The organism is Hoyosella subflava DQS3-9A1 (assembly GCF_000214175.1).
GTDB lineage: Bacteria > Actinomycetota > Actinomycetes > Mycobacteriales > Mycobacteriaceae > Hoyosella > Hoyosella subflava.
In genome coordinates, this window is the sequence record NC_015564.1 from 2,054,967 (window position 1) to 2,080,533 (window position 25,567).

Genomic DNA, 25,567 nt, shown 5'->3' on the forward strand with positions numbered 1-25,567 from the left:
AATCAGCCTTACGAAGTAATGCGATTCTAGGAGGAGCGATGTGCTTAGCGGTCCCGGGGAAGATCCTCGAAATGGAAGAACGCGACGGCACGATGATGGCAGAGGTGGATTTTGGGGGCGTCCACAAAGACGTGTGCCTGCAGTACATTCCCGATGCCGCGGTGGGTGACTACGTCATCGTTCATGTGGGTTTCGCTATTCAGCGTCTTGATGAGGAATCCGCGATGAAAACCCTTGCCGAGTTCGAGCAACTCGGAATTCTGGAGGAAGAGTTCGGTGATCAATTCGCGCTCGCCGCGAAACAGGCCGGGCTGAGCACAGGGACGGAAAAATCATGAAATACCTCGACGAGTTCAGCAATCCCGAACTGGCGAAGAAGCTGCTCGACCAGATTCATGCGGCCACCACGAAGCCCTGGGCGATCATGGAAGTTTGCGGTGGTCAGACGCATTCGATCATCCGCCACGGAATTGACCAGCTGCTCCCGAAGCAGATTGAAATGATCCACGGCCCAGGCTGTCCAGTCTGTGTTACACCCCTGGAGATCATCGACAAGGCTCTCGCGATCGCGGCACGGCCAGACGTTATTTTCTGCTCCTTTGGGGATATGCTGCGGGTGCCAGGCAGCGAGTCCGATCTTTTCCGAATCAAAAGCAACGGTGGCGATATCCGCGTTGTGTATTCACCGCTAGATGCGCTGACGATCGCTCGCCAGAACCCCGATCGGCAGGTTGTTTTCTTCGGTATCGGATTCGAGACAACGGCCCCCGCCAACGCGATGACCGTCTATCAAGCGCAGCGTCTTGGGATAACGAACTTCTCATTGCTAGTTTCCCATGTACTCGTGCCACCGGCGGTCGCCGCGATCATGGAATCACCAACGTGCCGGGTTCAGGCCTTCCTCGCCGCGGGCCACGTGTGCAGTGTGATGGGAACCGAAGAGTATCCGCCGCTGTGCGAGAAGTATCAGGTCCCCATCGTCGTCACGGGGTTCGAGCCTCTTGACATTCTCGAGGGGATCCGGCGGACCGTTCTGCAGCTCGAGAACGGACGCTACGAGCTCGAGAACGCGTATCGCCGCGCGGTTCAGGCGGAAGGAAATCTCGCAGCCAAGCAGATGCTCGACGATGTCTTCGAACGAACGGACCGGGGCTGGCGCGGCATCGGTGTGATCCCGGACAGCGGCTGGCGCCTCGCGCCGAAATATCGTGCGTACGACGCGGAGCATCGGTTCGAGGTCACCGATCTTCATACCGACGAGTCTCCGATCTGCCGCTCGGGCGAGGTCCTGCAGGGACTCATCAAACCTCACGAGTGCTCCGCGTTCGGCAAACAGTGCACGCCGCGAACTCCATTGGGCGCGACCATGGTGTCGTCCGAAGGCGCGTGTGCCGCGTACTACTTGTACCGCCGTCTCGAACTCAGGGAGGTCAGTGGTGTCTGATCTGAAGTTGTCTGAGCGCGCCGCTGTCGACATGGACAGCTGGGTGTGTCCGGTGCCGCTGCGCGACTCTCCGAACATCGTCATGGGACACGGTGGCGGCGGTGCGATGTCGGGTGAACTGGTCGAGCACCTGTTTCTCCCCGCTTTCGGTGCTTCGGCGGCAGGTGGACTGTCCGATTCCGCTGTTGTTTCCGTCGGCGGCATCCGGCTGGCGTTCTCGACAGATTCCTTTGTTGTAAAACCTATGACGTTTCCGGGCGGCAGCATCGGTGATCTCGCGGTCAACGGCACCGTCAATGATGTCGCAATGTCGGGTGCCCGTCCGCTCGTCTTGTCTACGGCGTTCATTCTCGAAGAAGGCACCACTCTCGCCTCGATCGCGCACGTCGCTGAGGCAGTCGGTGCTGCAGCGCAGATAGCCGGTGTCAGGCTTGTCACTGGCGACACCAAAGTGGTGGACTCCGGGCACGGAGACGGCGTGTACATCAACACGAGTGGAATCGGAATCATCGACGAAGGCGTTGATATACGGCCAGAACGTGCGCGGCCGGGGGACGTGGTGATTGTCAGCGGTGATATCGGTGTGCACGGCGTGGCAATACTCAGCTGCCGGGAAGGTCTCGAATTCGGAACGACCATCCGCAGCGATACGGCGGCGCTCAACGGGCTCGTCGCAGACATGATCGCTACGGGCGCCGATCTGCACGTTCTGCGCGACCCGACCCGGGGCGGTGTCGCGGCATCATTGAACGAGATCGCGCGTTCCGCGGGCGTGGGGGTGTCACTCTCTGAGCGCGCGCTGCCGATTCCCCCGGGAGTGCGGGATGCGTGCGGCCTACTAGGGCTCGATCCGTTGTACGTGGCTAATGAAGGGAAGCTGCTCGCTTTTGTCGACCCGGCTGATGCGGACAGGGTACTTGCGGCCATGCGGGACAACCCGCTGGGCGGTAACGCCTCGATAATCGGCGAGGTGGTCGCCGAGCACCCGGGAATGGTGGTGGCGAAAACAGGACTCGGTGGTACGCGGGTAGTCGACCTGCCTGCCGGTGAGCAACTGCCGCGGATCTGCTGAGGCAGGCATGAAGGCCGCAGAGGTTGCCTCGGGCGCTGCCGTGTTCGCGCGTTACGCGTACCCGCCGAACGAACTCGGATACTGCGGTCCCCCCGGCGTCACAGCCACGGTGCAGCAGTTGTCCGGGGCGCCTTCACCGGCGCAGGCCAGGGCGTGGGCACGCAGCTTTGATGGCGCATGGCCGTATCTGATGGAGATTGCCGCCGCATCCGGGAGCGCTGACCCGTTGCGTGCCGATGTGGTGGAGGCGTACTGGGTGGGCACCCCGCTTCTCAAAGAGATTGATCCCGGTCGCCTGCTGAGCCGACTAAAGGACTCCTTTCGTGGGCAGGCTGGCAACCTCCTCGCATCCGCACGAAGCGCATGTGCGCACCACAGCTTCCATGTCTTCGTGGTGTACCCATGGGCGCGCATGCTCGATAAGGGTCCGGCTGCGCTCTCAGTTCTCCAGAATTGCCGAATACGGTGGGGAAAAGTCACCGAAGTCTCGGACGAAGAAGTGACGGTGCTGTCGCGCCCCCTCGAGTACAACGGTGAGCTGAGCCTCGGGGCGCCGACCGCTGAAACCGCGCGGTGGCGAGTCGCGGGACAGCAACTGGCGGGACGCCCAGTGGTCGGGGAAAGTGTTGCGCTGCACTGGGACTGGATATGTGACCGGTTAGAGCCTGGACAAACCGCGCAGCTGCAAACGTACACGGAGATGACGCTGCAGTGGGTGAATGAACTGCTAAGGCGCCACGGCTAGCAGCTTTCAGGCAGAAGCAGGCTTCAATTTGACTCGGGCGTTCGCTTTGCGCGGCGCGGGCGGAGCGAGCCGGTCGGACACCCAGGACACCATTGGCACGATGGCCGGCATGAAGGCGGGAGAGAGGATGAGGACGAATATACCGATGAGGTGCATCCAGAATGGGTCCATGGTGTGTTAATCCTTACGTTGCGGACAGACTCTCAAGATGTGTAACAGCGTAGGACGCCCTGAAGGATAGTGTCAATAGAAGACACTAATGTGCTCATTGTGTGGACGGCGATGAAGATGCGTAGTAACCCGTGGGCGCGGGTGAAGGCGATGTATCAGCGAGACGTGCTCAGGCGAGTAATCGCCGAGCAACGAGACGGACCTGCTGCGCCGCGTCCTCGGGATTTCCCAGCGGCGAAAGCAGATGGCTCAAAGTGAGGCGAACACCCACCTCGATGGCGCATTTGATGTCAGATTGCGGTAGTTCAAGGCCCGAATAGACAGCAGCGGCGACCTCGCTGATCGCTCCGATCGCACGAGCCAATACGGGACCAGTCCCACCCGAAAGCAGGGGCAGCAGTTCCGTATCTCCGCCCGCACTCCCCGCCGCAATTGCCCGAATCAGTGGGTTCCCGACGTCGCTGATCAGCGTTGCTTCGGCAGCCGCGCCTATTCCGTCGGCCAGCGAAGCGGGGTGTATCCGGAATTGCTCGGCCGCACGAGAGACCACGCGATCCGCCTCACGCGTCACCAGTGCCTCGCCAAGCGCATGTTTGGCCCCGGTCTCCCGATAGAGGACTTGGCGGCTGACACCCACCCGCTGAGCGATCTCCGACATTGTTACCGCACCCCAGCCGCGTTCAGTAGTGATATCGCTTGCCGCGTCGAGGATTCTGTCGCGCAGCATCTGACGCACCTCGGCCTGAAATGTGCGGGACTGCTCCATACCCTGATCCTACGACGGGTGTGCGGTGGCGGTCCGGCCGGTGCGACTCTCCTGGTTGTGCCGTCCTGTAGCGACAGGATCGAGATCACCGCGTTGGGCGAAATTCGAGGACGTGTCACTTCGTGACAGAATGGACGCCCGTGAAGACTTTCGAGACCCTGTTCGCTGAACTGCAGGACCGCGCCGCCACACGCCCGGACGGGTCAGGCACCGTGAAGGCGCTCGACGCTGGCGTGCACGCGCAGGGCAAGAAGATTCTGGAAGAGGCCGGGGAGGTGTGGCTCGCTGCTGAGTACCAGGGGGACGCAGAGCTCTCCGAGGAGATTTCGCAGCTCCTGTACTGGGTGCAGGTTCTCATGGTGGGGCGGGGACTGTCGCTCGAGGATGTCTACCGACATCTGTGATGATGCGCCGCGCCATCACCACTACTCACCATCACACGCTGAAGACCTCTGAGGAAGTTCATATGTTGCGAGTTGCCGTACCAAACAAGGGCGCATTGTCAGAATCGGCCGCGGAGATTCTCTCTGAAGCCGGATACCGAACCCGTTCGGATAGCAAGGACTTGACCGTTCTGGATCCGGCGAATCAGGTTGAGTTCTTCTTCCTGCGCCCGAAAGATATTGCGATCTACGTCGGTTCGGGGGAACTAGATCTTGGAATAACTGGCCGGGATCTGGCTACTGATTCGGGTGCTCCGGTCCGCGAACGTCTTGCCATGGGGTTCGGGCGTTCGACGTTCCGGTACGCGGCACCGCAGGGGCGTGAGTGGACGGTCGAAGATCTGCAGGGGCTTCGTATCGCCACCTCCTACCCGAACCTTGTCCGCGCCGACCTTTCCCGTCGGGGTGTCGATGCGACTGTCATCCGGCTTGATGGGGCTGTCGAGATTTCGATCCAGCTCGGAGTGGCGGACGCTATCGCCGACGTCGTTGGTTCAGGCCGCACATTGCGTCAGCATAACCTCGCGGCGTTCGGTGATTCGCTGTGTGATTCAGAAGCCGTTCTCCTGGAACGCGACGGCGAGGAGCCGAGCACACCTGCTCGCGACCAGCTTGTCGCTCGCATCCAGGGTGTCGTGTTCGCTCAGCAGTACATGATGCTGGACTATGACTGCTCACAGAGCCTCCTCGAGGCAGCAACTGCCATCACGCCGGGGATCGAGTCGCCGACTGTGGCACCGCTGGCCGAGCCCGGCTGGGTCGCCGTCCGCGCAATGGTGTCGCGGCGCAGCGTCAACCAGGTGATGGATGACCTCTCCGCGCTGGGCGCCAAGGCCATCCTTGCGTCGGACATCAGGTCCTGCAGGCTGTAACGCGTCAGCTGGTGATGCGCCTTTCGAGGCCGTCCAGCATCACGGCGATCTTCTCGTCGAGCCATCCGCGCCCGTACCAGCCGGAGTCGTCTGCGACGACCTCGCTCAGTATTTCGGGTCGTGACCAGTCCGCCCTGAAACGTTCTCGAGTGGTGGCCCCGTCGTCTGTGGGCTGATCGAGCCGGGCCATCGTGGAGAAGCCGGTGAGCGTTAGGTCAGAAACGAAGTCCACAGCCAGCATCGCGTCATGCACGCTGAATCCCTGACGGTGGAGTCCTTCAACGATGCGCGCCACCAAAGCTGTGCCCTCTGGCGGGGTGCCTTGGACGGTCAGCATCGCTTCGGCGAGTCCGGGGTATTCGCTGAACATGTGCCACATCGAATCGGCCAGCCCCGTGAGCGTGTCGCGCCAGCACTCCGAGCCATCCGGCCACTGTGTCCGCTCTATCGCGGTGCCGATGCTGGCCACCAGCAGCGCATTCCGGTCAGCATAATACCGGTACAGGGCGGAATGCGTCACTCCGAGGCGCCGCGCGACCGTCGGCATCGACGCGTCTGACAGCCCGATTTCCAGAGCCGCATTGATGATGTCTGGTTCGTGAAGGGACCGTGGACGTCCAGTCTTCTTCCCGCTTTTCGTCGCCGCCATAGGGAGTGACCTTAGTCCTCGAACGTGCAAATGTCCGCTGGACGCGTCGAGATACGAATGTTGCCAATGGGATTGACGCTAAGCGATGAATTCCACCATCTCGGCCGAGTCTGTCCTATGAACCCGGAAAGTTTGTCGGGGACGGGACGGCATCTAGAGAAGGATAAACCCATGACAAGAATGCTTTTTGTCAATACGTACGTGAACGACGTTGTGGCCGCGAAGGAGTTCTTCGGGGCGCTGGGTTTCACGTTTAATGATCAGTTCAGCGACGAAACTACGATTTGTATGATCGTGAATGAGCTGACGTGCGTCATGCTGATGACGCCGGACCGATTCCAGGGCTTCATCGCTGACGACATGTGTGACACCGCGAAGGCGCGTGAGGCATTGTTGTGCATCTCCGCGGACACCCGTGCTGACGTCGACCGCATCGTGGAGACCGCCCTAGGTCAGGGCGGGACCAAATGGATGGAACCGCAGGATCACGGCTTCATGTATGGTCGCGCGTTCCGTGACCCCGACAATCACGTCTGGGAAGTGATGTGGATGGACCCGGCGGTCGCTGCGGGCGAGGCACCCGCTGAAGTGGCTACCGCGGGCTGATTAGCAGCGTTTGAGCGGATCTTCCCACCGGCCCTTTCTCGTCGTAGATCACAGCGCTGCACATGCCGATTCCGTCGGGCCCGGCGGTCGTCTTGGCTGATAGCCCGATCCACTCACCTTCGGGGAGGCGGTGGATGTGCACTGTGAGATCGGTGTTGAGGTAGGTCCACTCGCGGATGTCGAGTTTCGCGCCGATGCCGTTGGCCGAATCGACGACTGTGAACAGCCGTTGCAGCGGAGTCAGCGGTTCGTCGTCCACAAGTAGCACGCGTGGGCGCCCCCATGTCTGCCCTGGTTTCCCAGAGCGGCTGGGCCGACGAATCGACGACCATTCGATTGCGCTGATGTAGCCGGGGCCGAAGGTGTGCGCCGGATCCCACGGCTCGCCTTCATGGGGCGGAAGCAGCGGGTCATGCACAACTCCGGGCGCATCGGCGACATGGGAAGTATCGCTAGTTTCCAGCCGCCAACCGTAGGCTTTCGCGACGGTTCGGAAGGCACCGTCTGCGCCTTCGGCCTGGAGTTCCGCGCCAAGCAGCTGAATACGGCGGCCCGGACGTTCGACCCACGTCCGGAGACGGCACTCGGAAACCGGTAGGGGGCCAAGAATTTCGACAACCACCCGTGAGATCCGGGTGTTCGCGCGCGGCTCAAACTCCTCGAGAGCCTTGACGAGCAGTGCTGCGGGCGGTGAACCATGCTGGGTGGAAGCTGACCAGACACCCACTGTGGCCTGTGTTGCTGTGAAGCTCTGCCAGCCGTCAGCCTCAGGTCCACGTTTATAAAAAGGACCATTGCTGCTACTCATCGCCACCGCCCCAATCGTCCATCCGCGTCACGCGGTTACGGCCTCTGGCCACCCAGGGTATGCGGGGGGTGTCCCACCGAACGATGGGCAGTGGGACTTGTGGTCGCACCAATCGCACAATCGGCCGGGGCTGGGCCGAAAGTCGCCCGAATCACCAGCGGCGCGAATCGCGCTCCAGATGGCGGACAGTGTGCGCTCGAAGCGAAGGAGTTCACCGGCTTCGGGCGCGTAAGTAAGCGTGCGTCCATCACCGAGATAGATCAGCTTCAGCTGCGTTGGGACGACTCCGCGAACCCGGTAGATCACCAGCGCATAGAACTTCATCTGAAAAAGAGCCTGGCCGGTACTCATCTCGCTTGGGCTGCGGCCAGTCTTGTAATCCACGACGCGGACCTCGCCGGTTGGGGCAACGTCAATACGGTCCACGAACCCGCGGAGCGCCACACCGTCCTCAGTCTGCGCCTCCACGAGCAACTCGCACGACTCAGGATCAAACCGGGTGGGATCTTCCATTTCGAAGTAGCGTTGTACGAGCTGCTCGACCTCACCGAAGAACGTGCTGCGTTCGTCACCGATGAGTTCAGCAAGCTCCGGCGTTTCCGCGCATGCTTGCTCCCACACTGGCTGGATAAGCGATGTTGCTGTGCCCCGCTGGCGCTGCGCAGCAGGTAGCTCGTAGAGCGCTTCGAGAGTCGCGTGCACAACCGTGCCGCGGACTTGCGCGCGGCTGGGCGCTTCAGGTAGCCGGTCGATGGCTCGGAAACGGTAGAGCAGCGGACACTGTTTGAAGTCATTCGCACGCGACGGTGAGAGAGCCAGGGGTCTGCGTACCCTGTCCGACGCCGCTGCCGACACCTCGGATGATCCGTCGGATGAACTGCCAGTACCGTTGACGGTGCGGGTTACGGGTGGTGCTGCGTCGGCATCATCGTTGGCAGTTGCTGGATTCATCACGTCTGACCTCACATATGGCAGCGTATGCGCACCGTCTGACAACTTTAGGTAGCCCGGGCCGAGTTGAACGAAGGGAATTGCAGAGGCATGACAGCGCAAAGCGGGCCATTTCGTGAGGGTGACCGAGTGCAGCTCACCGACGCGAAGGGCCGCCGCTACACCCTTCTGCTTACCGCGGGCGGTGAGTTCCACACCCACCGGGGATCGATTCCCCATGACGATCTGATCGGATCGGACGAAGGCAGTGTCGTGAAATCCGGAAACGGCACCGCGTACCTCGCGCTGCGGCCGCTACTCACGGATTACGTGCTCAAAATGCCACGCGGAGCGCAGGTCATCTACCCGAAGGACGCGGCACAGATCGTCCACGAAGGTGACATCTTTCCCGGTGCACGAGTGCTCGAAGCGGGCGCGGGTTCGGGTGCCCTCACGTGCTCACTGCTGCGCGCCGTCGGCCCGACAGGGACCGTCATTTCGTATGAGGTCCGCGAGGACCACGCCGAACACGCCGTTCGCAACGTCGAAAACTTCTACGGGGAACGGCCCACAAACTGGAACCTCACAGTCGGGGATGTCGCGGAGTACGAAGGTCAGGTCGACCGGGTCGTGCTCGACATGCTGTCGCCATGGGAGGTGCTCCCTGCCGTGTCGAAGGCCCTGATTCCAGGCGGCGTCCTTATCGTCTATGTCGCCACGACAACACAGCTGTCACGCGTCGTCGAAGGACTGCGGGAATTGCAATGCTGGACTGAACCCCGTGCCTGGGAGTCTCTGGTGCGGGACTGGAACGTCGTCGGGCTCGCCGTCCGTCCTGGGCACCGGATGCAAGGCCACACCGCGTTCCTGGTGTCCGCGCGGCGACTCGCCGAAGGTGTGATCGCGCCAAAGCCCCAGCGGCGCCCTTCGAAGGGATGATGATCCGCTGAATGACATTCTCCGAACATCCGGTAGTGGATGTCCTGCGTGCGCGGCGATCAGCGCAGAGCTCACCAGGGGAGCGGCGTGACGGCCACCGCGTGGCCTTTGTCGTTGAAGGTGGTGGGCCGCGCGGCGCCTACTCCGCCGGGATGCTCACAGCACTTAAAGCACTCGGATTGATCGATGCTGCAGATGCGCTGTTCGGTGTATCTGCGGGAGCATTCAACGCGGCCTGGGTGCTTGCAGGCCAATCCGCGCTGGGCGCCTCCCTATGGTCAGATCCGGCTGTCACCTCCCAAACCTTCCGTGGGCGTAATGTGTTGCGCGGCCGACCCATTGTCGACTCCACCCATTTGGTCCGCACTGTGTACACCCGTCAGGTGCGGATGAACTTCCAAGCTGTACTTGACCACCCCATTTCATTTCACCCCGTCGCCACCGACGCAGACACTGGTGAAAGCGTGGACCTGTGCCCACTGGTCTCCGACGTCGAGTCGTTGAAACTGGCGCTCGAGGCAACCTCCACGCTGCCGCTACTCGGCGGCCCACCGGTGAAACTCGGCGGAAGACGGTTCGTCGACGCCGGAGTCAGCGAACCGGTGCCTGTCCACCGTGCTCTTCAATGGCAGGCCACACACGTCCTTGTGCTGCGAACAAATCCGGCTACAGTCCGGCCCGAACCGATACCCCGGCACCAGCGTTGGTTCATGCGTGCGTGGCTGCAAAGGCGCGCACCCGGCACCGTCGATACCTGGCTCGCTCGCTACGAGCGGGAGACGGCAGACGAGGACGTGATCGAGAGGCATGAGGCGAACGGTGCTTGCCCCGCAATACTGCAGATCCGGCCTCCTGACGGCGCCGCGGGCGGAATACGTGGCTTCCGCGATCTAGCCGGGATGCGGGCGGCAGTCGACATTGGGCATCGCGCGGTGCTGAATGCTGTGGGATCGCTTCCAGATAGTTAAGTCGCGCGCGGTGGGGCCGAGTGAGATAGCGTGCAACCGTGACGCGGTCCGATGCGCCATTAAGCAGAAGTCTGAGCCTCAGCGATTCAGTGGTAATCGGCCTCGCCGCGATGATCGGTGCAGGTATTTTCGCAGCGCTTGCGCCCGCCGCGCAAGCCGCCGGACAGTACCTCCTCGCCGCACTCGCGATCGCCGCGGCGGTCGCGTACTGCAACGCCAACTCCTCGGCGCGGCTAGCAGCGATCTACCCGAGCTCCGGCGGAACCTACGTCTACGGCCGCGAACGGCTCGGTGAGTTCTGGGGCTACCTCGCCGGATGGGGTTTCGTAGTCGGAAAAACCGCGTCGTGCGCGGCGATGGCACTGACTGTCGGCACGTACGCGTGGCCCGGCCACGAAAAGCCCATCGCAGTGGTAACCGTCCTCGCTGTCACCGGGGTCAACTATGCGGGTGTTCAGAAGTCCGCCCGTGCTGCGCGGATCATTGTTGCGCTGGTGCTCCTCGTGCTCCTTGGAGTGGTCGTCATCGCCTTCCTCGAAGCGGGAGGACCGCACCTGCCCGCGAGCACGGCGACGATCGGAGTCGCGGGAGTCCTGCAGGCTGCGGGCCTGCTATTTTTTGCATTCGCTGGGTACGCGCGGATCGCAACATTAGGCGAAGAAGTCCGCAACCCAGAAACGACGATTCCCAGGGCCATCGGTATCGCGCTGGGTATTGCGCTCGGTGTGTACGCCGTCGTCGCGTTCGCGGTGCTGTCAGTTCTGGGCGCAGACGGGCTCGCTGACGCGACAGACCCGCTCGCCCGTGCAGTCGCTGCAGTCACCGGCGCGGAACAAGTCGTGCGTGTGGGTGCCGTTGTCGCCGCCACAGGAGCCCTGCTCTCGCTTGTACTCGGCGTGTCACGAACGACGTTCGCAATGGCGCGCGACGGTCACCTGCCCCAGCCGCTGGCGGTCGTGCACCCGCGGTTCCGCGTGCCGCATCGTGTGGAACTGGCCGTAGGGGCCATCGTGATTGTCCTGGTCCTGGCGACGGACTTGCGCGGCGCGATCGGCTTCTCGTCATTCGCTGTCCTGACGTATTACCTCATCGCGAACCTGTCGGCATGGACTCTCTCCCGTCGCGTCCGGTCGCGGATCGTGCCCGCACTGGGTGCGATCGGGTGCGTTGTCTTGGCGTGCACGCTGCCCACTGCCTCCGTTGTAGCTGGGGCAGTCGTACTCCTGGCTGGGGCGACGCTCTATGCGGGGCGCAGGCGAATAGCCGGTGAGCGCCAGCCACTCAGCTAAATCCATCCGTGCAGGTCAAAAGAAACACCCGCAAAGGCCAGGTTTTCTTTGACACCCGCAGATGGATTTGCGAGTGGCGGCGGCCGCAATCAGGCCGTTGCTACGCCGAGGTCGTCGAGCAGGGAGCGAACGCGCCGTTCTATTTCGTCGCGAATTGGCCGAATATCGTCGATCGTGCGTCCTGCCGGGTCGTCGAGAGACCATTCTTCGTACCGGCGGCCGGGGAAGATTGGGCAGGCGTCGCCACATCCCATTGTGATGACCACATCTGCTGCTTGGACAATTTCATCGGTCCACGGTTTCGGATACTCGCCTGAGATATCGATGCCGCGTTCCGCCATCGCGTGGATGGCGGCTTGGTTGATTGCGTTTCCGGGTTCCGAGCCTCCCGACCACGCAACGGCGTTCTCGCCGGCGAGTTGTTCGAAGAAGCCAAGCGCCATCTGAGAGCGCCCCGCGTTGTGGGTGCAAAGAAACAACACGGTCGGTTTGCCATCGTGATGCAGACCCTCCACGCGTGCGAGGGCTTTCAGCCGCTGCCTGGCGAAACGTTCAGCGAGGAGCGGAATAAAGTTGGGCACTGTTGCGGTGCTTGCGAACTGGTCGTACGACGAGTGCAGGAAGCGTTCGATCGTCTCCGGACCGAAGACTCCCGTAAAGGCTTCTGCGAGACGGGTTGATGCGGTCCTGAGGGCAATCTGGTGGTCGATGGAAAGGTCATTGCGGCCGAATTCAGTGGCGCCGAAAGACGGGGCTGACATGGAGACTCCTATTTCGTAGATGGGTCGATCGGTTGCTGGAATGTGGGCGCGACGCGCGCGATACGGCGAGACAGCTCATCGACGGCCTGGTCGAACGCCGCGTCGGTGTCGTCCCGAGCGGGATCAGGCACTGACCAGTGCAGCCGCTGCTCGTTGGGGCTGAGTTGCTCGTGCGCGTTGTCGCACACGGCGATAAGGACGTCGCCAGGCGCACGCACTTCGTCGAGTCGCCGCGGAGTCATTGGGGTGAGGGGCAGGGCATGCCGTCGCGCCGCAGCGAGAGCCCGGGGATGAATTGTGCGGGCTGGATCTGTTCCCGCTGAGGTCGCGGGCACAGTGCTGTTCTGCGACCAGAGCGCCGTAGCGAGTTGCGATCGCGCCGAGTTGTGCGTGCAGACGAAGACCACACGGGGGACAGTCCGGACGGTTCGCGGGAGCAGTGCTTCCAAGGTGCCGGGTACCAGTGTCCAGTAGGTCCGTCGGCGATCTGCTTCAGAGCGCCGTTTCCGCACGATATTGGCGCGTTCGAGCACGCCGAGATGGTGGGCGAGCAGGTTTGACTTCATTTCGAGCGCGGTCTGCAGTTCGGATGGCGACCGGTCACCCTCGGCGACGAGGTCTGCGAGTTCCACGCGGGCAGGGTCGCCGAGAGCGGCGTGGATGGCCGCTCGCACTGGGGGAGGTAAGTCAGTGGACATTGACTCAAATAATACTGACCTGATCTGTGAATGGCTAGTCCGGTTTCGACGCACGCCAGAGCGGCAGCGCTACGATCCCAGCATGCGTATCCAGTCGCCGTCGCCAACTCCTGCGGCGCTGGGCCCAGACGAGTACGCAGCGGCGAAATCTCGCATCGGCCCGCCAGCGCAGCAGATGCTCGAACTCGCCCGGTGGATCGTCGATAGCTCAGCAGTGCTGCTCGCTGCTCCGGAGACGCTCCGTGCAGCGGCACTGAACCAGATTGAGATCGTGACTGGCGATACCGTCGGTGAACAGTTGCGGCGGACTGCGCTGAGCGAGCTCAAACCGCTCGTGGACTCGCGGACGCGGCTCGCAGCATTGGAGAACGCCGGGTACCAGACAGTCGCCGATGTAGCGGATAAACCGGCGGCCCAACTTACTCGCCTGCCTGGCGTCGGGGCACACACTGCTGGCCAGGTGTGCGCAGCTGCACGCAGCGTCGCAGATCGGCTCACCAGCCAGACACAAATACGTTTCGACACCGTCATGCGTCCGCACCTGCAGACAGAGCTGCTGGCACTGCTCGCTGCGCTGCGACACGCCGACGCCACGGTAGCTGCGGTGGGGCCCGTGCTGAGTGACCTGGCTGCCCACATCGTTCCCACGGCCGATGCCGCTGCCCGTGCAACGAGCCGGTTCCGGATGTTTTTCGCGTCCCGCGCCACAAAACATGCGACGCTTTCAGCGTTGCGGGAACTTGAAACGCTTCTCGTCGATCCGGAGGTGCTCGCGCTTCAGCAGACGCTGACGTCAACGGGACCCGGGCTGGACCCAGGCGCATATCTGCCAGACCAACTTTGGCGGGACTTTGAACACAATGCCGCAGCGTTCTACGCCATTCTCGAGTCTCTCGGTGTCGGCCGAGAGCTGGACGGAGAGGCCGCACGCGGGTTCCTGGGTGACGACGACGCGCGCAGCGTCGCCGAAACTGAACTCGACACCAGCTTGCTTACCGCGACGCTGCGCGGCTACCAGAAGTTCGGCGCGCAGTTCGCGCTGCAGCGCCGGTATGCCATCCTCGGCGACGAGATGGGACTCGGGAAGACGGTGCAGGCCCTCGCCGCGGTGGCGCACCTTGCAGCCGCTGGCCACCGGTGGTTTCTCGTCATCTGTCCAGCTAGCGTGCAGGTGAACTGGCTTAACGAGATTCAGCGGCATACCGTCCTCGATGCCCACAGCGTGCACGGCAGAGATCGTGACGAAGCGCTGTTCGCGTGGCAAAGGTCCGGGGGCGTTGCTGTGACGACCTTCGGAACGGTGGGTGGCGTCTCGCTGCCCGAGACCATCGCGCTGTCGATGCTCATCGTTGATGAAGCGCACTATGTGAAGAACCCTGAGACACAGCGCGCCTGGTTCGTCGGGCGGATGATCGGCCAGGCAGAGCGCGCGCTCTTCCTCACCGGAACCCCGATGGAGAACCGCGTCAGCGAATTTCGCAACCTCGTCGCTTACCTGCGGCCAGATGTTGCGGATCGGGTGACGGCAGCCGATGCCCTTGCTGGCGCCCGGAAGTTCCGCAGAACGGTTGCTCCCGTGTATCTTCGGCGAAATCAGGAGGACGTGCTGACTGAGCTTCCTGAGCGCATCGACATCGAAGAATGGGTGTATCTCAGCCCTGGCGACACCCGTGAATACCGAGACGCGGTCCGGAGCGGCAACTTCATGTGGATGCGTCGCGCAGCCTACAGTTCGTCGGAGTCAGCGAAGCTGGAACGACTGCTGGAAATCGTTGACGAGGCGAATGAGGACGGTTTCAAAGTGCTCATCTTCTCCTACTTCCTCGACGTGCTCGAGAGAATCGGAAGCGCGCTGGGAAGTAAGGTGGCAGGCACGATTACAGGGTCGGTGCCTGCGCCGGAGCGCCAGCGTCTCGTAGATGCATTTACCGCATACCAGGGGCCGACGGTGCTGCTGAGTCAGATCCAGGCAGGGGGAGTGGGTCTCAACATTCAGGCGGCGTCAATCGTTATTCTCACGGAGCCGCAGTGGAAGCCGAGCACCGAGGAACAAGCCATCGCTCGAGCGCACCGGATGGGCCAGGTCCGCGCCGTCCAGGTTCACCGCCTGCTCGCGAAAGATACAGTCGATGACCATATGCGTCAGATCGTTGCACGTAAGCGGGAGCTGTTTGATGAATACGCCCGCAAGAGTGCCTCAAAGGAAGCGGATGCTCGATCAGTCGATGTAGACGTCGCAGACGATGAGCAGCGGATTGTCGAGGCGGAGCGGCAGCGGCTCGGCATCAAATAGACGAAGTCGCCGCCGGAAGTGCCACGATGGTGGCATGAGGTCTCTTCAGGTCAGTGCGATTACTGATCGCGGTCTGCTGCGCGCACGCAACGAAGACGCGATCGCCGTCGGGCCGCTCGTCAGTCAGGTGGAATCGGGGACTATCGCAACTGTCGGGCTTCCGCTCGACCGGCCGGTGGTGCTCGCAGTCGCTGACGGGCTTGGCGGTCACCCAGCTGGGAACGTCGCAAGCTGGCTGACAGTCACCGAACTGGTGGAGTCGTCAGCAGCGTGGGAAACGCCGGGCGACATCAGCAAAGGGGTCGCAATGCTGCACACTGCGGTGCGGCGGGCAGCGAGCACATCGGCCGAGTTCCGCGGAATGGGCACCACGTTCGCCGCGCTTGTTATCACCCAGAACACCGTCTACTGCGTCAACGTCGGTGATAGCCCAATCTTCAAGATCGAGCAGGATGACCTGACGTTAGTGTCAATAGACGATGCGGCGCTGGATGCGGCGGGGCGACCGACCCATGCAATCACGCAAGTCGTGGGGAGCAGCCAGCCTCCGGTGCCGCACATTTCAGAGGTGCAGCCAGCGATAGGGCGATACCTGATCTGCTCAGATGGTGTGTCGGGCTTCACGAATCCAGCCGACATCGTCCAAGTTTGCCGGGAAAGCTCGCCCGCTGATGCACTCAGCGGGATCATCGCCCTCGTGCTCAGCAGTGGCGCTCCGGACAATTACTCAGCGCTTCTTGTCGACATCATGGAGTGACTTTGCTGCACGAAGAATCTATCGTGGCGCGGGCGTTCGGTTACCCCTACGAACGGCCCGCCGGTTCCTTCGTGTTCGAGGCACCAGCGACGGTGCGTCCATTTATTCCTGGGCAGATTCCCCTGCACTCGAGGACTCCAGTTCTGGCTGTCGGGTCCAATGCGTCTGCGGTTCAGATGAATCGCAAGTTCGGGTGCTCGCGCGCATCGGAACCTCCGATACCGGTGCTCGCGGCAGTCCTGAGTGACCATGACGTCGTCTACGCGGCGCGCATCTCGCGGTACGGAGCGGTCCCCGGATCTCTTGCCCGCTCGCCTGGTACGCGGCTCGACGTTCACATCATGTTTCTCACGGACGCCCAGCGGGATGTGCTGGATCGAAGTGAGGGCGTCAACGACGATGTACCTGGCTATTCGGTGGCGGAGATCGGTCCACAGTGTGCCGCGTGCGAAGTGGAAGTTTCTGGCCCGCTTCGTACATACCGAGCCACGCGCGGGCATCTCAACGCGGGCGGCGAGACTATCGCGCTGAGCGCCGTTTCAGCACACGGCCGGACGATGCGCGCCCTAGATGAGCGGACGATCCTCAGCCTGGTCGCGGAGAATTTTCGGCTTACCGCGCGTGACCTCGTCGTTCGGACAGTTCGGGACGAAACCTTCCGTCGACGGGTACTCACCGAGCTCGCGCGCGACGGCATCCCTTATTAGCTGCCGGTAAAGTGCCTCTAGGAGCAGCAAACCCAATGGGAAGAGATGAATATGGCAAGCCCTGTACTCGAAGCAGAGATCGCGACCGCGGCGTCGCCGGAGAAGGTCTGGTCAATCGTTTCCGACCTGCCGCGGATGAGCGAATGGAGCCCCCGCACGCGCAAGACCTTCGTGCTCGGTGGACAGGTTCGTGAGGGGGCACTGGCGTTCAACATCAATCGCAAAGGCATGCTGTACTGGCCGACGCGCACCCGAGTCGTGGCCGTGGAGCCGCACCAGCGCATCGCGTTCAAGGTTCTCGAAAACAACACTGTGTGGTCATTCGCACTGCAGGCTGAGGACGGCGGCACCCGTATCGTGCAGCGGCGCGAGGCGCCCAACGGCACGAGGGCAGTGTCACGAGCGATGGTGAAAGTCTTCCTCGGCGGTAACGACGAGTTCGAAGCGGACCTCGTCGCCGGAATGCACACGACCCTGGAGCGGATCAAAGCCGAGGCTGAGAAGTAGCCGCGACGGGATGGAGCAGGCCTCACCGGCGACGACCGCCGACGTGTTCCGCGATGAGATAACGCGGCATACGGTCGTGACGGACCCGAAGACGGGCGATGAGTATCGCTTCTACCTGCTGAATCGCGCGTATGAAGGTCGGCGGCCCGTGGTGATCTACAACGGGTTCGGGTCCACGCCGAATACCACTTTGGGTCAGCAGTACCTGTGGGAGTACGCCAGCGCGCTTGATCGCCCCATCATCGCCCCGATGGCAGCGCACGTCCGCCGACGTGTGCACCGCCGGATCTTTGGGGACGGTCATGCGCGGGCACTGGCGCGAATTACGAACGACAAGCTCCACGTCGCGGGCATGTCGTGGGGTGGTGTCGCCGCGTATTCCGTCGCGGAAACGCTGACAGACCAAACCGACCATCTTGTCACCCTGTCGTCGGTAGGCACTCTCGATCACCTGACTGAGTATGTTTTCCATGCCGCCCGGATGGCGCGGTCGGAAGGCCCGGTTATCCGCGCCGCACTGAAGGTCGTGGCGCAGGACTTCGATCCTCGCGACCTCGAGCACCCGCCGCCGACAATGGATCCGCTGAGCAAATTCCGGCGGGCTCTCATCATGCGGCGCAGGTCGCTCGAGGGGGTCGCGCACACGCTCCATCCTTCAACGACCTGGCACGACATCATCGGGGAAAACGACCTGTTCACCGGATACCAGCAACATGCGGCGGCAGTCTTGCGGCGCAACATTTTGTATCCGGGCACCGCCTCTCTGACGCTGATCCGGAATCATGGCCACATGTGGGCCCACATGAAGCCTGTGCTTGCGCTTGCGCTGCGCCGTTCGCTCGCGCAGAAGGAGTCGGGTGTGTACAGGGAAGTCGATATACTTCGTGCGCGCAGCGACTTCTTGGGCGTCGACCCAGACAGTGTTTCCGGCCAGGGGTGACCTCCGGTAGGTTGAGCCGATGCTCCCGGTGGTCCTGCGCGGATTCGTGCCCGCAACGCTGCGACCGATCGTTGGCGAGAAGACGTTCGTGCGTGGCATGGCGTATGCCATGGACGGAGCCGTACTCGACGCGACATGGGACAACGATGCGTTCGCCCTGAGAGGCACTGTGGCGGGCAGCAAAGCGAGTCTCTACACAACGATCGCCTACTTTCGGATGCAGCGTTCGCAAATCGTCTTCCGGAGGGGCGAGTGCAGTTGCCCGGTCGGCGTCAACTGCAAACACGTGGTTGCTTTGGTGACCGCAGCGATCGGTCGTCGCTATGTGTCCACCACTCCTGCGCGCGCCCCGCAACCCCCGGCCTGGGAGCACGTGCTCAGCGCGATGCTGCCAGACACTCGTCCGTCCGGCAGCGCCGATCTCCCCGCTGTGGCACTCGCGATAGAGCTCTCCCTGTCCGGCCTGACCAAGTTTCAGCGGACCGGTGCGATGTCCGGTCAGCGCGTACTCGCACGGCTCGTTCGCAGACAGAAGGACGGCTGGGCTGGCGCTGGAATGTCCTGGACGGGGCTGCATGGCCTGGCTCAGCGGTTCAGCCTGGATCGTCGGCACGTGCAATTCTGCATCGACATGTTTGCGGTGTATCAGGCGGGGTTCGGTCGCCAGTATTCCGGCTACGGCGACGAACGAGCGCTTGACCTCACCACATTCAACAGCCCTCAGTTATGGGGACTGCTTCAGGAGGCAGCTGCGATGGGCGTGGCGCTCGTCCATGCCCGCCCGGAACTGGGGGAGGTCGCGGTTCACACGTCCGCGCAGTTATGTCTCGACGTCACAGCACCGAATGGCGATCGCCGCGCCGTAACTCCGTCCGTCAATGTCGCTGACCTTCCTGACGTCACACCTGTCGCGTTCGTTGGGGCGGAGGGTCACGGCGTTGTGTTCACCGACAGCGGAGGCGGGCTGCACCTCGCGAAGATGCTCAAGCCCGTGCCGGAACAGCTCCGCCACATACTGCTCACGCGGCAGACGCTGCCGGTACCGCACGATGATCTCGACCGGTTTTCGACCGAGTTCTATCCACGGCTGCGCACCTTCGCTGCCGTCACGTCGTCCGATCGATCGTTCACCCCGCCAGTGATCACCGGTCCGGTCTTGGCAGTGGATGTGACCTTTCATTCGGTGCATAGCGCCACTGTGACACTGCTGTGGAAGTACAGTGTGGGCGAATCGCGACTTGAGTACCGGCCCGGCGAGAACAACGGCGACGGGGGCATCCGCGACCAGGCGAGGGAACAACAGGTCATTGGCGAATTGCGCCCACCCGTATTCGCCGAGGGTTCGATCTGGGCGTTGTTCGGGACGCGCCCTGAGATCCGGGTCGATAAACTCGACACTCCCTCGTTCGCCACTGAAACGCTTCCAGTCCTCGAGGCTCATGACGACGTCGATCTCAGTGTCGTGGGCACAGTGCCTGACTTCCGCGAGGTCAATGATTCCGTTGCGGTGAGGCTGTCGACGGCACACATCGCGGGGGAGGCGGACTGGTTCGATCTCAACGTCGTCATCACCGTCGATAACACGGTCGTCGCGTTCCCCGATGTCTTTCGTGCGCTCAACGCTGGCGAATCGCACATGATCCTCCCGAGCGGCGCGTACTTCTCGCTGGAGAAACCAGAGTTCGCTGCGCTTCAGAAACTCATTGACGAGGCCCGATCACTTGATGATCGCCCTGACGACACGCTGCGCATCAACCGTTACCAGGCGGGCTTGTGGGAGGAACTGGTTGGACTCGGTGTCGTCGGTGAACAGGCCGAGGAGTGGCGGCGCAGCGTCGACGGACTGCTCAACTACCAAGGGTTGGCAACCGGTCTGCCACACACGGTGAAGGCGGTGCTGCGTCCCTATCAGCATGAAGGGTTCGAGTGGCTCGCGTTCCTATGGTCCACCCGGCTAGGCGGAATCCTCGCGGACGATATGGGACTCGGCAAAACCGTGCAGTCATTGGCCCTCATTGCACACGCGCGAATCCAGGAGCCCCACGCAAACCCGTTTCTCATCGTCGCGCCCACCAGCGTCATCACGAACTGGGTTCACGAAGCGCAGCGCTTCGTTCCGGATCTCGCTGTGTCTGTTCTGACGGACACACTCCGCCGCCGCGGCCAGAGCCTCGCTGACGCTGTTCGCGGCGCGGACATCGTCGTCACCTCGTATACGCTGTTCCGTCTCGACTTCGAAGAGTACAGCGCGCGGGAGTGGGCGGGGTTGTTGCTCGATGAGGCGCAGATCGCGAAGAACCGGCAGGCGAAGATCTACCAGTGCTGCCGACAACTGAATGCTCCGTTCAAGCTCGCCATCACGGGCACCCCAATCGAGAACAATGTGATGGAGCTGTGGTCTTTGCTCTCCATCACAGCGCCGGGCTTGTTCCCAAATCCGCATGACTTCAAGGAGTTTTACGCGAATCCGATCGAGAAACTTCACGACGAGGAGATGCTCCACCAGCTGAAGCGCAGAATCGCGCCACTGGTCCGTCGCCGGACGAAAGAACTCGTGGCCGCTGATCTTCCGCCCAAACAAGAGCAGATTGTCGAGGTTGATCTTCACCCGCGCCACCGCAAGGCCTACGAAACGCGTTTGCAGAGGGAGCGACAGAAGGTGATGGGCCTGGTTGACGATCTTGGCCGCCACCGCATGACGATCCTTCAGTCCCTCACGACGCTGCGGCAATTGAGCTTGCATGCGGGCCTCGTCGACCTAGCGCATGAGCGGATTCCGGCTGCGAAGATCGAAGTGCTGCTTGAGCACCTGGATGAGGTGGTCGCCGGCGGGCACCGGGCCCTCGTTTTCAGTCAGTTCACTGGCTTCCTGCGACTGGTGCGTGAGCGTCTCGACAGTGAGGACGTCTCCTACGTTTACCTTGATGGCCGCACGCGGAACAGGGGGGCCGTCATCGACAGGTTCCGGTCAGGTAAGGATTCGGTGTTCCTGATCAGTCTGAAAGCCGGAGGTTTCGGTCTCAACCTGACGGAAGCGGACTACGTCTTCATCCTTGATCCATGGTGGAACCCCGCGACGGAATCGCAGGCGGTGGATCGTACGCACCGGATCGGACAGACCCGTCAGGTAATGGTGTACCGGCTGATTTCCGAAGGAACGATCGAGGAGAAGGTGATGGCGCTCAAGAAGCGCAAGGCTGATCTCTTCACGAGCGTGCTCGACGAAGGCGCTGCGTTCGGGGACGCGCTGAGCGCAGAGGACATCCGAAATCTCTTCAATTAGCCGCGACGCGCTACGGCACTAGGGCGTTATAGGTAATCAGCACACAAGCGATGACCAGCAGCACGAGCACCAGTGCGAACAACGCGCCGCGCACCGGGTTACCTCCAATGTAGGGCGGCTTGCGCTCACTTCCGGCTGGCTCAGGCCCGAGCGGATCGAGACGCTCGTCCCGCTTCCAGTCGTAGCTATTCTTCGCCGGGTCTTCCTCATCAGGACGGCTGTCCGGGGCGGCCATGTTCGTCCTTTCGTAGCTGCTTCATGATCACCCTAGCGACTGTGAGAGAAGCACCCGCACACCGTTACCGCGTAACATTTCTGTTAGCAGCACGGTCGCTGACATGTGGAGCGGCCGCTAGCCAGTCATGGGTTTTGCCTGGGTCCGCTGTCGTTGGGTATGCGTAAGTGCTGGTCGGCGCGATTAAAGTCGGCCGTTTTCGGGTATGGAATCCATGACGATCTGGTGACGTTATTGCGAGTAGACGCGCGTCACATCCCATACTCGCCAGAACGCCGGTAGCGTTGATAGATCAGATCGGGAGGAGACGCCCATGAGCACTTCAGAACGTCCTCGCGACAGGGATGAGCTGAATCGCGAGATCACGTCCCTGCAGTCGGAAGTGGGTGCCCTGCGGCGTCAGCTTTCGCAGCATCCCCAGAAAGTCCGTGAACTCGAAGTCCGGATTGAATCGCTGACTGTCCGCAACGCCAAGCTGCTTGACACGCTGAAGGAAGCGCGCCAGCAGTTGCTCAATCTGCGGGAGGAAGTAGACCGGTTAGGTCAGCCACCGAGTGGCTACGGCGTGGTCGTGGGAGTGCATGAGGACGACTCCGCGGATGTTTTCACCTCTGGGCGGAAGATGCGGCTGCTGTGCTCGCCCAATGTGGATTCACAATTGCTGCGGAAAGGCCAGACGGTCCGGCTCAATGAGGCACTGACAATTATCGAGGCAGGCAAGTTCGAGCAGACTGGCGAGATTTGCGCGCTTCGCGAAGTGCTTGACGACGGACACCGTGCGCTGGTCGTCGGCCATGCCGACGAGGAGCGCGTCATTTGGCTCGCCGATCCTTTGGTTAACCAGGACGATTCGGATCCGTTCTCGCCGCCGCGTGCACTCCGGCCTGGTGATTCCCTCCTCGTCGATACGAAGGCTGGGTATGCGTTCGAACGCATACCGAAGGCAGAGGTCGAGGATCTGGTGCTCGAAGAAGTACCCGACGTCGGCTACAACGACATCGGCGGCTTGTCTCGGCAGATCGAACAGATCCGCGATGCTGTCGAGTTGCCTTTCCTGCACCGGGATCTGTTCCGTGAATATTCGCTGCGCCCGCCGAAGGGTGTTCTGCTCTACGGTCCTCCTGGCTGCGGTAAGACGCTGATCGCCAAAGCTGTCGCGAATTCGCTGGCGAAGAAGATCGCGGAAGCGCGCGGCGAGGATAGCCGTGAAGCGAAGTCGTTCTTCTTGAACATCAAAGGCCCGGAACTTCTCAACAAGTTCGTTGGTGAAACTGAGCGGCACATCCGGCTGATCTTCCAGCGTGCGCGTGAAAAAGCCTCTGAAGGTACACCAGTCATCGTGTTCTTCGACGAGATGGACTCCATCTTCCGGACCCGCGGTTCAGGTGTGTCGTCTGATGTGGAGACGACGGTTGTCCCACAGTTGCTCAGCGAGATCGACGGCGTGGAAGGCCTGGAGAATGTCATCGTCATCGGCGCGTCTAACCGCGAGGACATGATCGATCCGGCGATTCTGCGGCCGGGCCGCCTGGACGTCAAAATCAAGATCGAGCGTCCGGACGCGGAATCCGCGATGGACATCTTCTCGAAGTACCTGGTTCCGTCACTGCCCATCAACTCGGAAGATATCGGCGAATTCGGTGGTGATCGGGACGCGTGTGTCCGCGCAATAATCGAGCGAGTTGTTGAACGGATGTACGCCGAAAGCGAGGACAACCGCTTCCTTGAGGTGACCTACGCCAATGGCGACAAGGAGATCCTTTACTTCAAGGACTTCAACTCGGGGGCGATGATCCAGAACATCGTCGACCGTGCCAAGAAGTTCGCGATCAAGGAGTTCCTCGATACCGGCATAGCTGGGCTTCGCATTCAGCATCTCTACGATTCGATCGTCGACGAGTTCTCTGAGAACGAAGATCTGCCGAACACAACCAACCCAGATGACTGGGCGCGGATCTCCGGGAAGAAGGGTGAGCGGATCGTCTATATTCGCACGCTCGTCACAGGAAAGAACGCGAGTGCGAGCAGGGCGATCGATACTGAATCGAACACAGGCCAGTACCTCTGACCCCCGTCAACGATCCGTCTGCAACATCACAGATAGGCTGGTGACTCATGCAGCGCATCATGGGCACCGAGGTCGAGTATGGGATCAGTTCGCCGGACGATAGAACTGCGAATCCGATCCTGACCTCCACACAGGCAGTGCTGGCGTACGCGGCGGCCGCGGGCCTGCCGCGGGCGCGCCGTACACGATGGGACTACGAGGTCGAATCGCCGCTGCGTGACGCGCGCGGTTTCGACCTCGGCCGCTACGGAGGACCAGCCCCGGTGATCGACGCCGACGAGGTGGGCGCCGCGAACATGATCCTCACGAACGGGGCCCGGCTCTATGTGGACCACGCTCACCCCGAATACTCCTGCCCCGAGGTGACCGATCCGATGGACGCTGTAATTTGGGACAAAGCAGGGGAGCGGGTGATGGATGCGGCCGCCCGCTTCACCGCTTCCGTTCCCGGTAACCCGCGTCTGCAGCTCTACAAGAACAATGTTGACGGCAAGGGCGCGTCTTACGGAAGTCACGAAAACTACCTCATGCGGCGGGATACGCCGTTCTCCGCAGTGGTCAGTGGACTCACGCCGTTCTTTGCCTCGCGCCAGGTCATCACCGGCTCGGGCCGGGTGGGTCTGGGCCAGCAGGGCGATCGCGAGGGCTTCCAGCTGTCGCAGCGCTCGGACTACATCGAAGTAGAAGTAGGCCTGGAGACAACCCTGAAGCGGGGAATCATCAATACCCGCGATGAGCCGCATGCGGACGCCGAGAAGTACCGGCGCCTCCATGTGATCATCGGCGATGCAAATCTCGCCGAAACATCTACGTACCTGAAGCTCGGTATGACCGCGCTCGTACTCGACATGATCGAGGCGGGAGTCGACTTTTCTGACCTCGAACTCGCGAGTTCGGTCGAGGCCGTCCACGTGATTAGTCATGATCCGACGCTCCAAGTGAAGGTGACGCTTGCCGACGGGCGGGAGTTCCGGGGCCTCGACTTACAGCGTGAGTACGCCGAACGCGTCGGTGACTTCCTCGACCGCCGCGGTTTCACCGACGAACGCAGCCGCCACGTTGTGCAGACGTGGCATGACGTGCTCGATGCACTCGAACGCGATCCTATGGAATGCGCGAACATCCTCGACTGGCCAGCGAAGCTGCGACTCCTCGAAGGCTTCCGGCAGCGCGAAGGATTGTCGTGGTCCGCGCCACGTCTGCATCTCGTTGACCTCCAATACTCCGATGTCCGCCTGGATAAGGGCCTCTACAACCGCCTAGTCGCGCGTGGGTCGATGAAACGGTTAGTCACCGAGGAACAAGTCCTCCATGCCATGGACAACCCGCCAGACGGCACCAGAGCCTACTTTCGCGGCGAATGTTTGCGGCGGTTCGGTGGGGAGATCGCCGCGGCGTCCTGGGACTCGGTCATTTTCGACCTCGGCGGTGACTCGCTCGTACGGATTCCCACTCTGGAACCCCTGCGCGGGACACGCGCGCACGTTGAAGAACTGCTGGATTCGGTGAATTCCGCGCGGGAGCTTGTCGACCAGCTCACGAAGTGATGATCAGCAACTACCGGCCAATCCCGGCCTTTACCCGCAACGGTCGGTAGTGTTGGAAATATCGAGCAG

At 62.0% G+C, this 25,567-nt stretch carries 26 protein-coding genes; 18 read left to right on the forward strand and 8 right to left on the reverse strand.

Annotated elements, in window-relative coordinates; all coding sequences use genetic code 11:
* Positions 1-38: 38 nt before the first annotated feature.
* Genes AS9A_RS09605 through AS9A_RS09620 form a run of 4 tightly spaced genes read left to right on the forward strand, consistent with a single transcriptional unit; the run spans position 39 to position 3,261 of the window.
* Positions 39-338: a HypC/HybG/HupF family hydrogenase formation chaperone gene (locus tag AS9A_RS09605; protein WP_041450996.1), complete on the forward strand. Its 300-nt coding sequence runs from the start codon at positions 39-41 to the stop codon at positions 336-338.
* Positions 335-1,444 carry a hydrogenase formation protein HypD gene (gene hypD, locus AS9A_RS09610; RefSeq protein ID WP_013806781.1) on the forward strand — a complete coding sequence of 370 codons (1,110 nt, stop codon included), beginning with the start codon at positions 335-337 and terminating at the stop codon, positions 1,442-1,444. Before AS9A_RS09605 ends, hypD begins: the two co-directional genes overlap by 4 nt.
* A gap of 31 nt (positions 1,445-1,475) precedes the next feature.
* Entirely contained in the window at positions 1,476-2,516 is a 1,041-nt protein-coding gene (gene hypE, locus AS9A_RS09615; RefSeq protein WP_041451757.1) for a hydrogenase expression/formation protein HypE, read from the forward strand.
* 7 nt (positions 2,517-2,523) lie between these two features.
* A complete protein-coding gene (locus tag AS9A_RS09620) occupies positions 2,524-3,261 on the forward strand; it encodes a DUF6390 family protein (RefSeq protein ID WP_013806783.1) in 738 nt (245 codons plus the stop codon).
* A gap of 6 nt (positions 3,262-3,267) precedes the next feature.
* On the opposite strand, the gene AS9A_RS24090 is transcribed toward AS9A_RS09620, so the two are convergent.
* Both AS9A_RS24090 and AS9A_RS09625 read right to left on the reverse strand, forming a co-directional pair.
* Positions 3,268-3,432, reverse strand: a complete 165-nt coding sequence (locus AS9A_RS24090) for a hypothetical protein (RefSeq protein ID WP_013806784.1) — start codon at positions 3,430-3,432, stop codon at positions 3,268-3,270.
* A 169-nt stretch (positions 3,433-3,601) separates the two neighbouring features.
* Entirely contained in the window at positions 3,602-4,198 is a 597-nt protein-coding gene (locus AS9A_RS09625; RefSeq protein ID WP_013806785.1) for a TetR family transcriptional regulator, read from the reverse strand.
* A 140-nt stretch (positions 4,199-4,338) separates the two neighbouring features.
* On the opposite strand from AS9A_RS09625, the gene AS9A_RS09630 reads away from it, so the two are divergent.
* Complete coding sequence (locus AS9A_RS09630) at positions 4,339-4,602, forward strand: phosphoribosyl-ATP diphosphatase (RefSeq protein WP_041451759.1); 264 nt, start codon at positions 4,339-4,341, stop codon at positions 4,600-4,602.
* 62 nt (positions 4,603-4,664) lie between these two features.
* Positions 4,665-5,513 carry an ATP phosphoribosyltransferase gene (gene hisG, locus AS9A_RS09635; protein WP_041451760.1) on the forward strand — a complete coding sequence of 283 codons (849 nt, stop codon included), beginning with the start codon at positions 4,665-4,667 and terminating at the stop codon, positions 5,511-5,513.
* Between the two features lie 4 nt (positions 5,514-5,517).
* Here hisG and AS9A_RS09640 read toward each other — a convergent pair whose 3' ends face one another.
* Positions 5,518-6,162 (reverse strand): TetR/AcrR family transcriptional regulator, encoded by a 645-nt coding sequence (locus AS9A_RS09640; RefSeq protein WP_013806788.1) that lies wholly within the window; start codon positions 6,160-6,162, stop codon positions 5,518-5,520.
* Positions 6,163-6,333: 171 nt separating this feature from the next.
* On the opposite strand from AS9A_RS09640, the gene AS9A_RS09645 reads away from it, so the two are divergent.
* The gene (locus AS9A_RS09645; protein ID WP_013806789.1) at positions 6,334-6,768 is read left to right on the forward strand and encodes a VOC family protein; all 435 of its coding nucleotides are present in this window, start codon (positions 6,334-6,336) and stop codon (positions 6,766-6,768) included.
* Here AS9A_RS09645 and AS9A_RS09650 read toward each other — a convergent pair.
* Positions 6,755-7,576, reverse strand: a complete 822-nt coding sequence (locus AS9A_RS09650) for a thioesterase family protein (protein ID WP_041451761.1) — start codon at positions 7,574-7,576, stop codon at positions 6,755-6,757. The genes AS9A_RS09645 and AS9A_RS09650 overlap by 14 nt on opposite strands.
* A 27-nt stretch (positions 7,577-7,603) precedes the next feature.
* A complete protein-coding gene (locus AS9A_RS09655; RefSeq protein ID WP_049793877.1) occupies positions 7,604-8,431 on the reverse strand; it encodes a RecB family exonuclease in 828 nt (275 codons plus the stop codon).
* Positions 8,432-8,617: 186 nt separating this feature from the next.
* Between AS9A_RS09655 and AS9A_RS09660 the strand changes: the two genes are divergently transcribed.
* The 3 genes from AS9A_RS09660 to AS9A_RS09670 are packed head-to-tail and all read left to right on the forward strand — an operon-like array spanning position 8,618 to position 11,702.
* Complete coding sequence (locus tag AS9A_RS09660; protein ID WP_013806792.1) at positions 8,618-9,445, forward strand: tRNA (adenine-N1)-methyltransferase; 828 nt, start codon at positions 8,618-8,620, stop codon at positions 9,443-9,445.
* Positions 9,446-9,456: 11 nt separating this feature from the next.
* Positions 9,457-10,413, forward strand: coding sequence for a patatin-like phospholipase family protein (locus AS9A_RS09665; protein WP_013806793.1), 957 nt, complete (start codon positions 9,457-9,459; stop codon positions 10,411-10,413).
* Between the two features lie 38 nt (positions 10,414-10,451).
* A complete protein-coding gene (locus AS9A_RS09670) occupies positions 10,452-11,702 on the forward strand; it encodes an APC family permease (protein ID WP_041450997.1) in 1,251 nt (416 codons plus the stop codon).
* Positions 11,703-11,791: 89 nt separating this feature from the next.
* Here AS9A_RS09670 and AS9A_RS09675 read toward each other — a convergent pair whose 3' ends face one another.
* Together AS9A_RS09675 and AS9A_RS09680 are read right to left on the reverse strand one after the other, a co-directional pair.
* Positions 11,792-12,463 carry an arsenate reductase ArsC gene (locus tag AS9A_RS09675; RefSeq protein WP_013806795.1) on the reverse strand — a complete coding sequence of 224 codons (672 nt, stop codon included), beginning with the start codon at positions 12,461-12,463 and terminating at the stop codon, positions 11,792-11,794.
* Between the two features lie 8 nt (positions 12,464-12,471).
* Positions 12,472-13,161, reverse strand: coding sequence for an arsenate reductase/protein-tyrosine-phosphatase family protein (locus tag AS9A_RS09680; RefSeq protein WP_041450998.1), 690 nt, complete (start codon positions 13,159-13,161; stop codon positions 12,472-12,474).
* A gap of 82 nt (positions 13,162-13,243) precedes the next feature.
* Here AS9A_RS09680 and AS9A_RS09685 point away from each other — a divergent pair, with 82 nt between their 5' ends.
* The 6 genes from AS9A_RS09685 to AS9A_RS09710 are packed head-to-tail and all read left to right on the forward strand — an operon-like array spanning position 13,244 to position 21,648.
* Positions 13,244-15,454, forward strand: coding sequence for a DEAD/DEAH box helicase (locus AS9A_RS09685; protein ID WP_148262436.1), 2,211 nt, complete (start codon positions 13,244-13,246; stop codon positions 15,452-15,454).
* Between the two features lie 34 nt (positions 15,455-15,488).
* Positions 15,489-16,211, forward strand: a complete 723-nt coding sequence (locus AS9A_RS09690; RefSeq protein WP_013806798.1) for a PP2C family protein-serine/threonine phosphatase — start codon at positions 15,489-15,491, stop codon at positions 16,209-16,211.
* A 2-nt stretch (positions 16,212-16,213) separates the two neighbouring features.
* Positions 16,214-16,918: a hypothetical protein gene (locus tag AS9A_RS22680; RefSeq protein ID WP_013806799.1), complete on the forward strand. Its 705-nt coding sequence runs from the start codon at positions 16,214-16,216 to the stop codon at positions 16,916-16,918.
* Positions 16,919-16,969: 51 nt separating this feature from the next.
* Positions 16,970-17,425 carry an SRPBCC family protein gene (locus AS9A_RS09700; protein WP_013806800.1) on the forward strand — a complete coding sequence of 152 codons (456 nt, stop codon included), beginning with the start codon at positions 16,970-16,972 and terminating at the stop codon, positions 17,423-17,425.
* Between the two features lie 10 nt (positions 17,426-17,435).
* The gene (locus AS9A_RS09705) at positions 17,436-18,365 is read left to right on the forward strand and encodes a hypothetical protein (protein WP_013806801.1); all 930 of its coding nucleotides are present in this window, start codon (positions 17,436-17,438) and stop codon (positions 18,363-18,365) included.
* A 19-nt stretch (positions 18,366-18,384) separates the two neighbouring features.
* Complete coding sequence (locus AS9A_RS09710; protein ID WP_013806802.1) at positions 18,385-21,648, forward strand: DEAD/DEAH box helicase; 3,264 nt, start codon at positions 18,385-18,387, stop codon at positions 21,646-21,648.
* A gap of 10 nt (positions 21,649-21,658) precedes the next feature.
* On the opposite strand, the gene AS9A_RS09715 is transcribed toward AS9A_RS09710, so the two are convergent.
* Positions 21,659-21,883 (reverse strand): hypothetical protein, encoded by a 225-nt coding sequence (locus AS9A_RS09715; RefSeq protein ID WP_013806803.1) that lies wholly within the window; start codon positions 21,881-21,883, stop codon positions 21,659-21,661.
* Positions 21,884-22,196: 313 nt separating this feature from the next.
* On the opposite strand from AS9A_RS09715, the gene arc reads away from it, so the two are divergent.
* Both arc and dop read left to right on the forward strand, forming a co-directional pair.
* Positions 22,197-23,951: a proteasome ATPase gene (gene arc / locus AS9A_RS09720; protein ID WP_013806804.1), complete on the forward strand. Its 1,755-nt coding sequence runs from the start codon at positions 22,197-22,199 to the stop codon at positions 23,949-23,951.
* Positions 23,952-23,998: 47 nt separating this feature from the next.
* Positions 23,999-25,498, forward strand: a complete 1,500-nt coding sequence (gene dop, locus AS9A_RS09725) for a depupylase/deamidase Dop (RefSeq protein WP_013806805.1) — start codon at positions 23,999-24,001, stop codon at positions 25,496-25,498.
* The last annotated feature ends 69 nt before the right edge of the window (positions 25,499-25,567 follow it).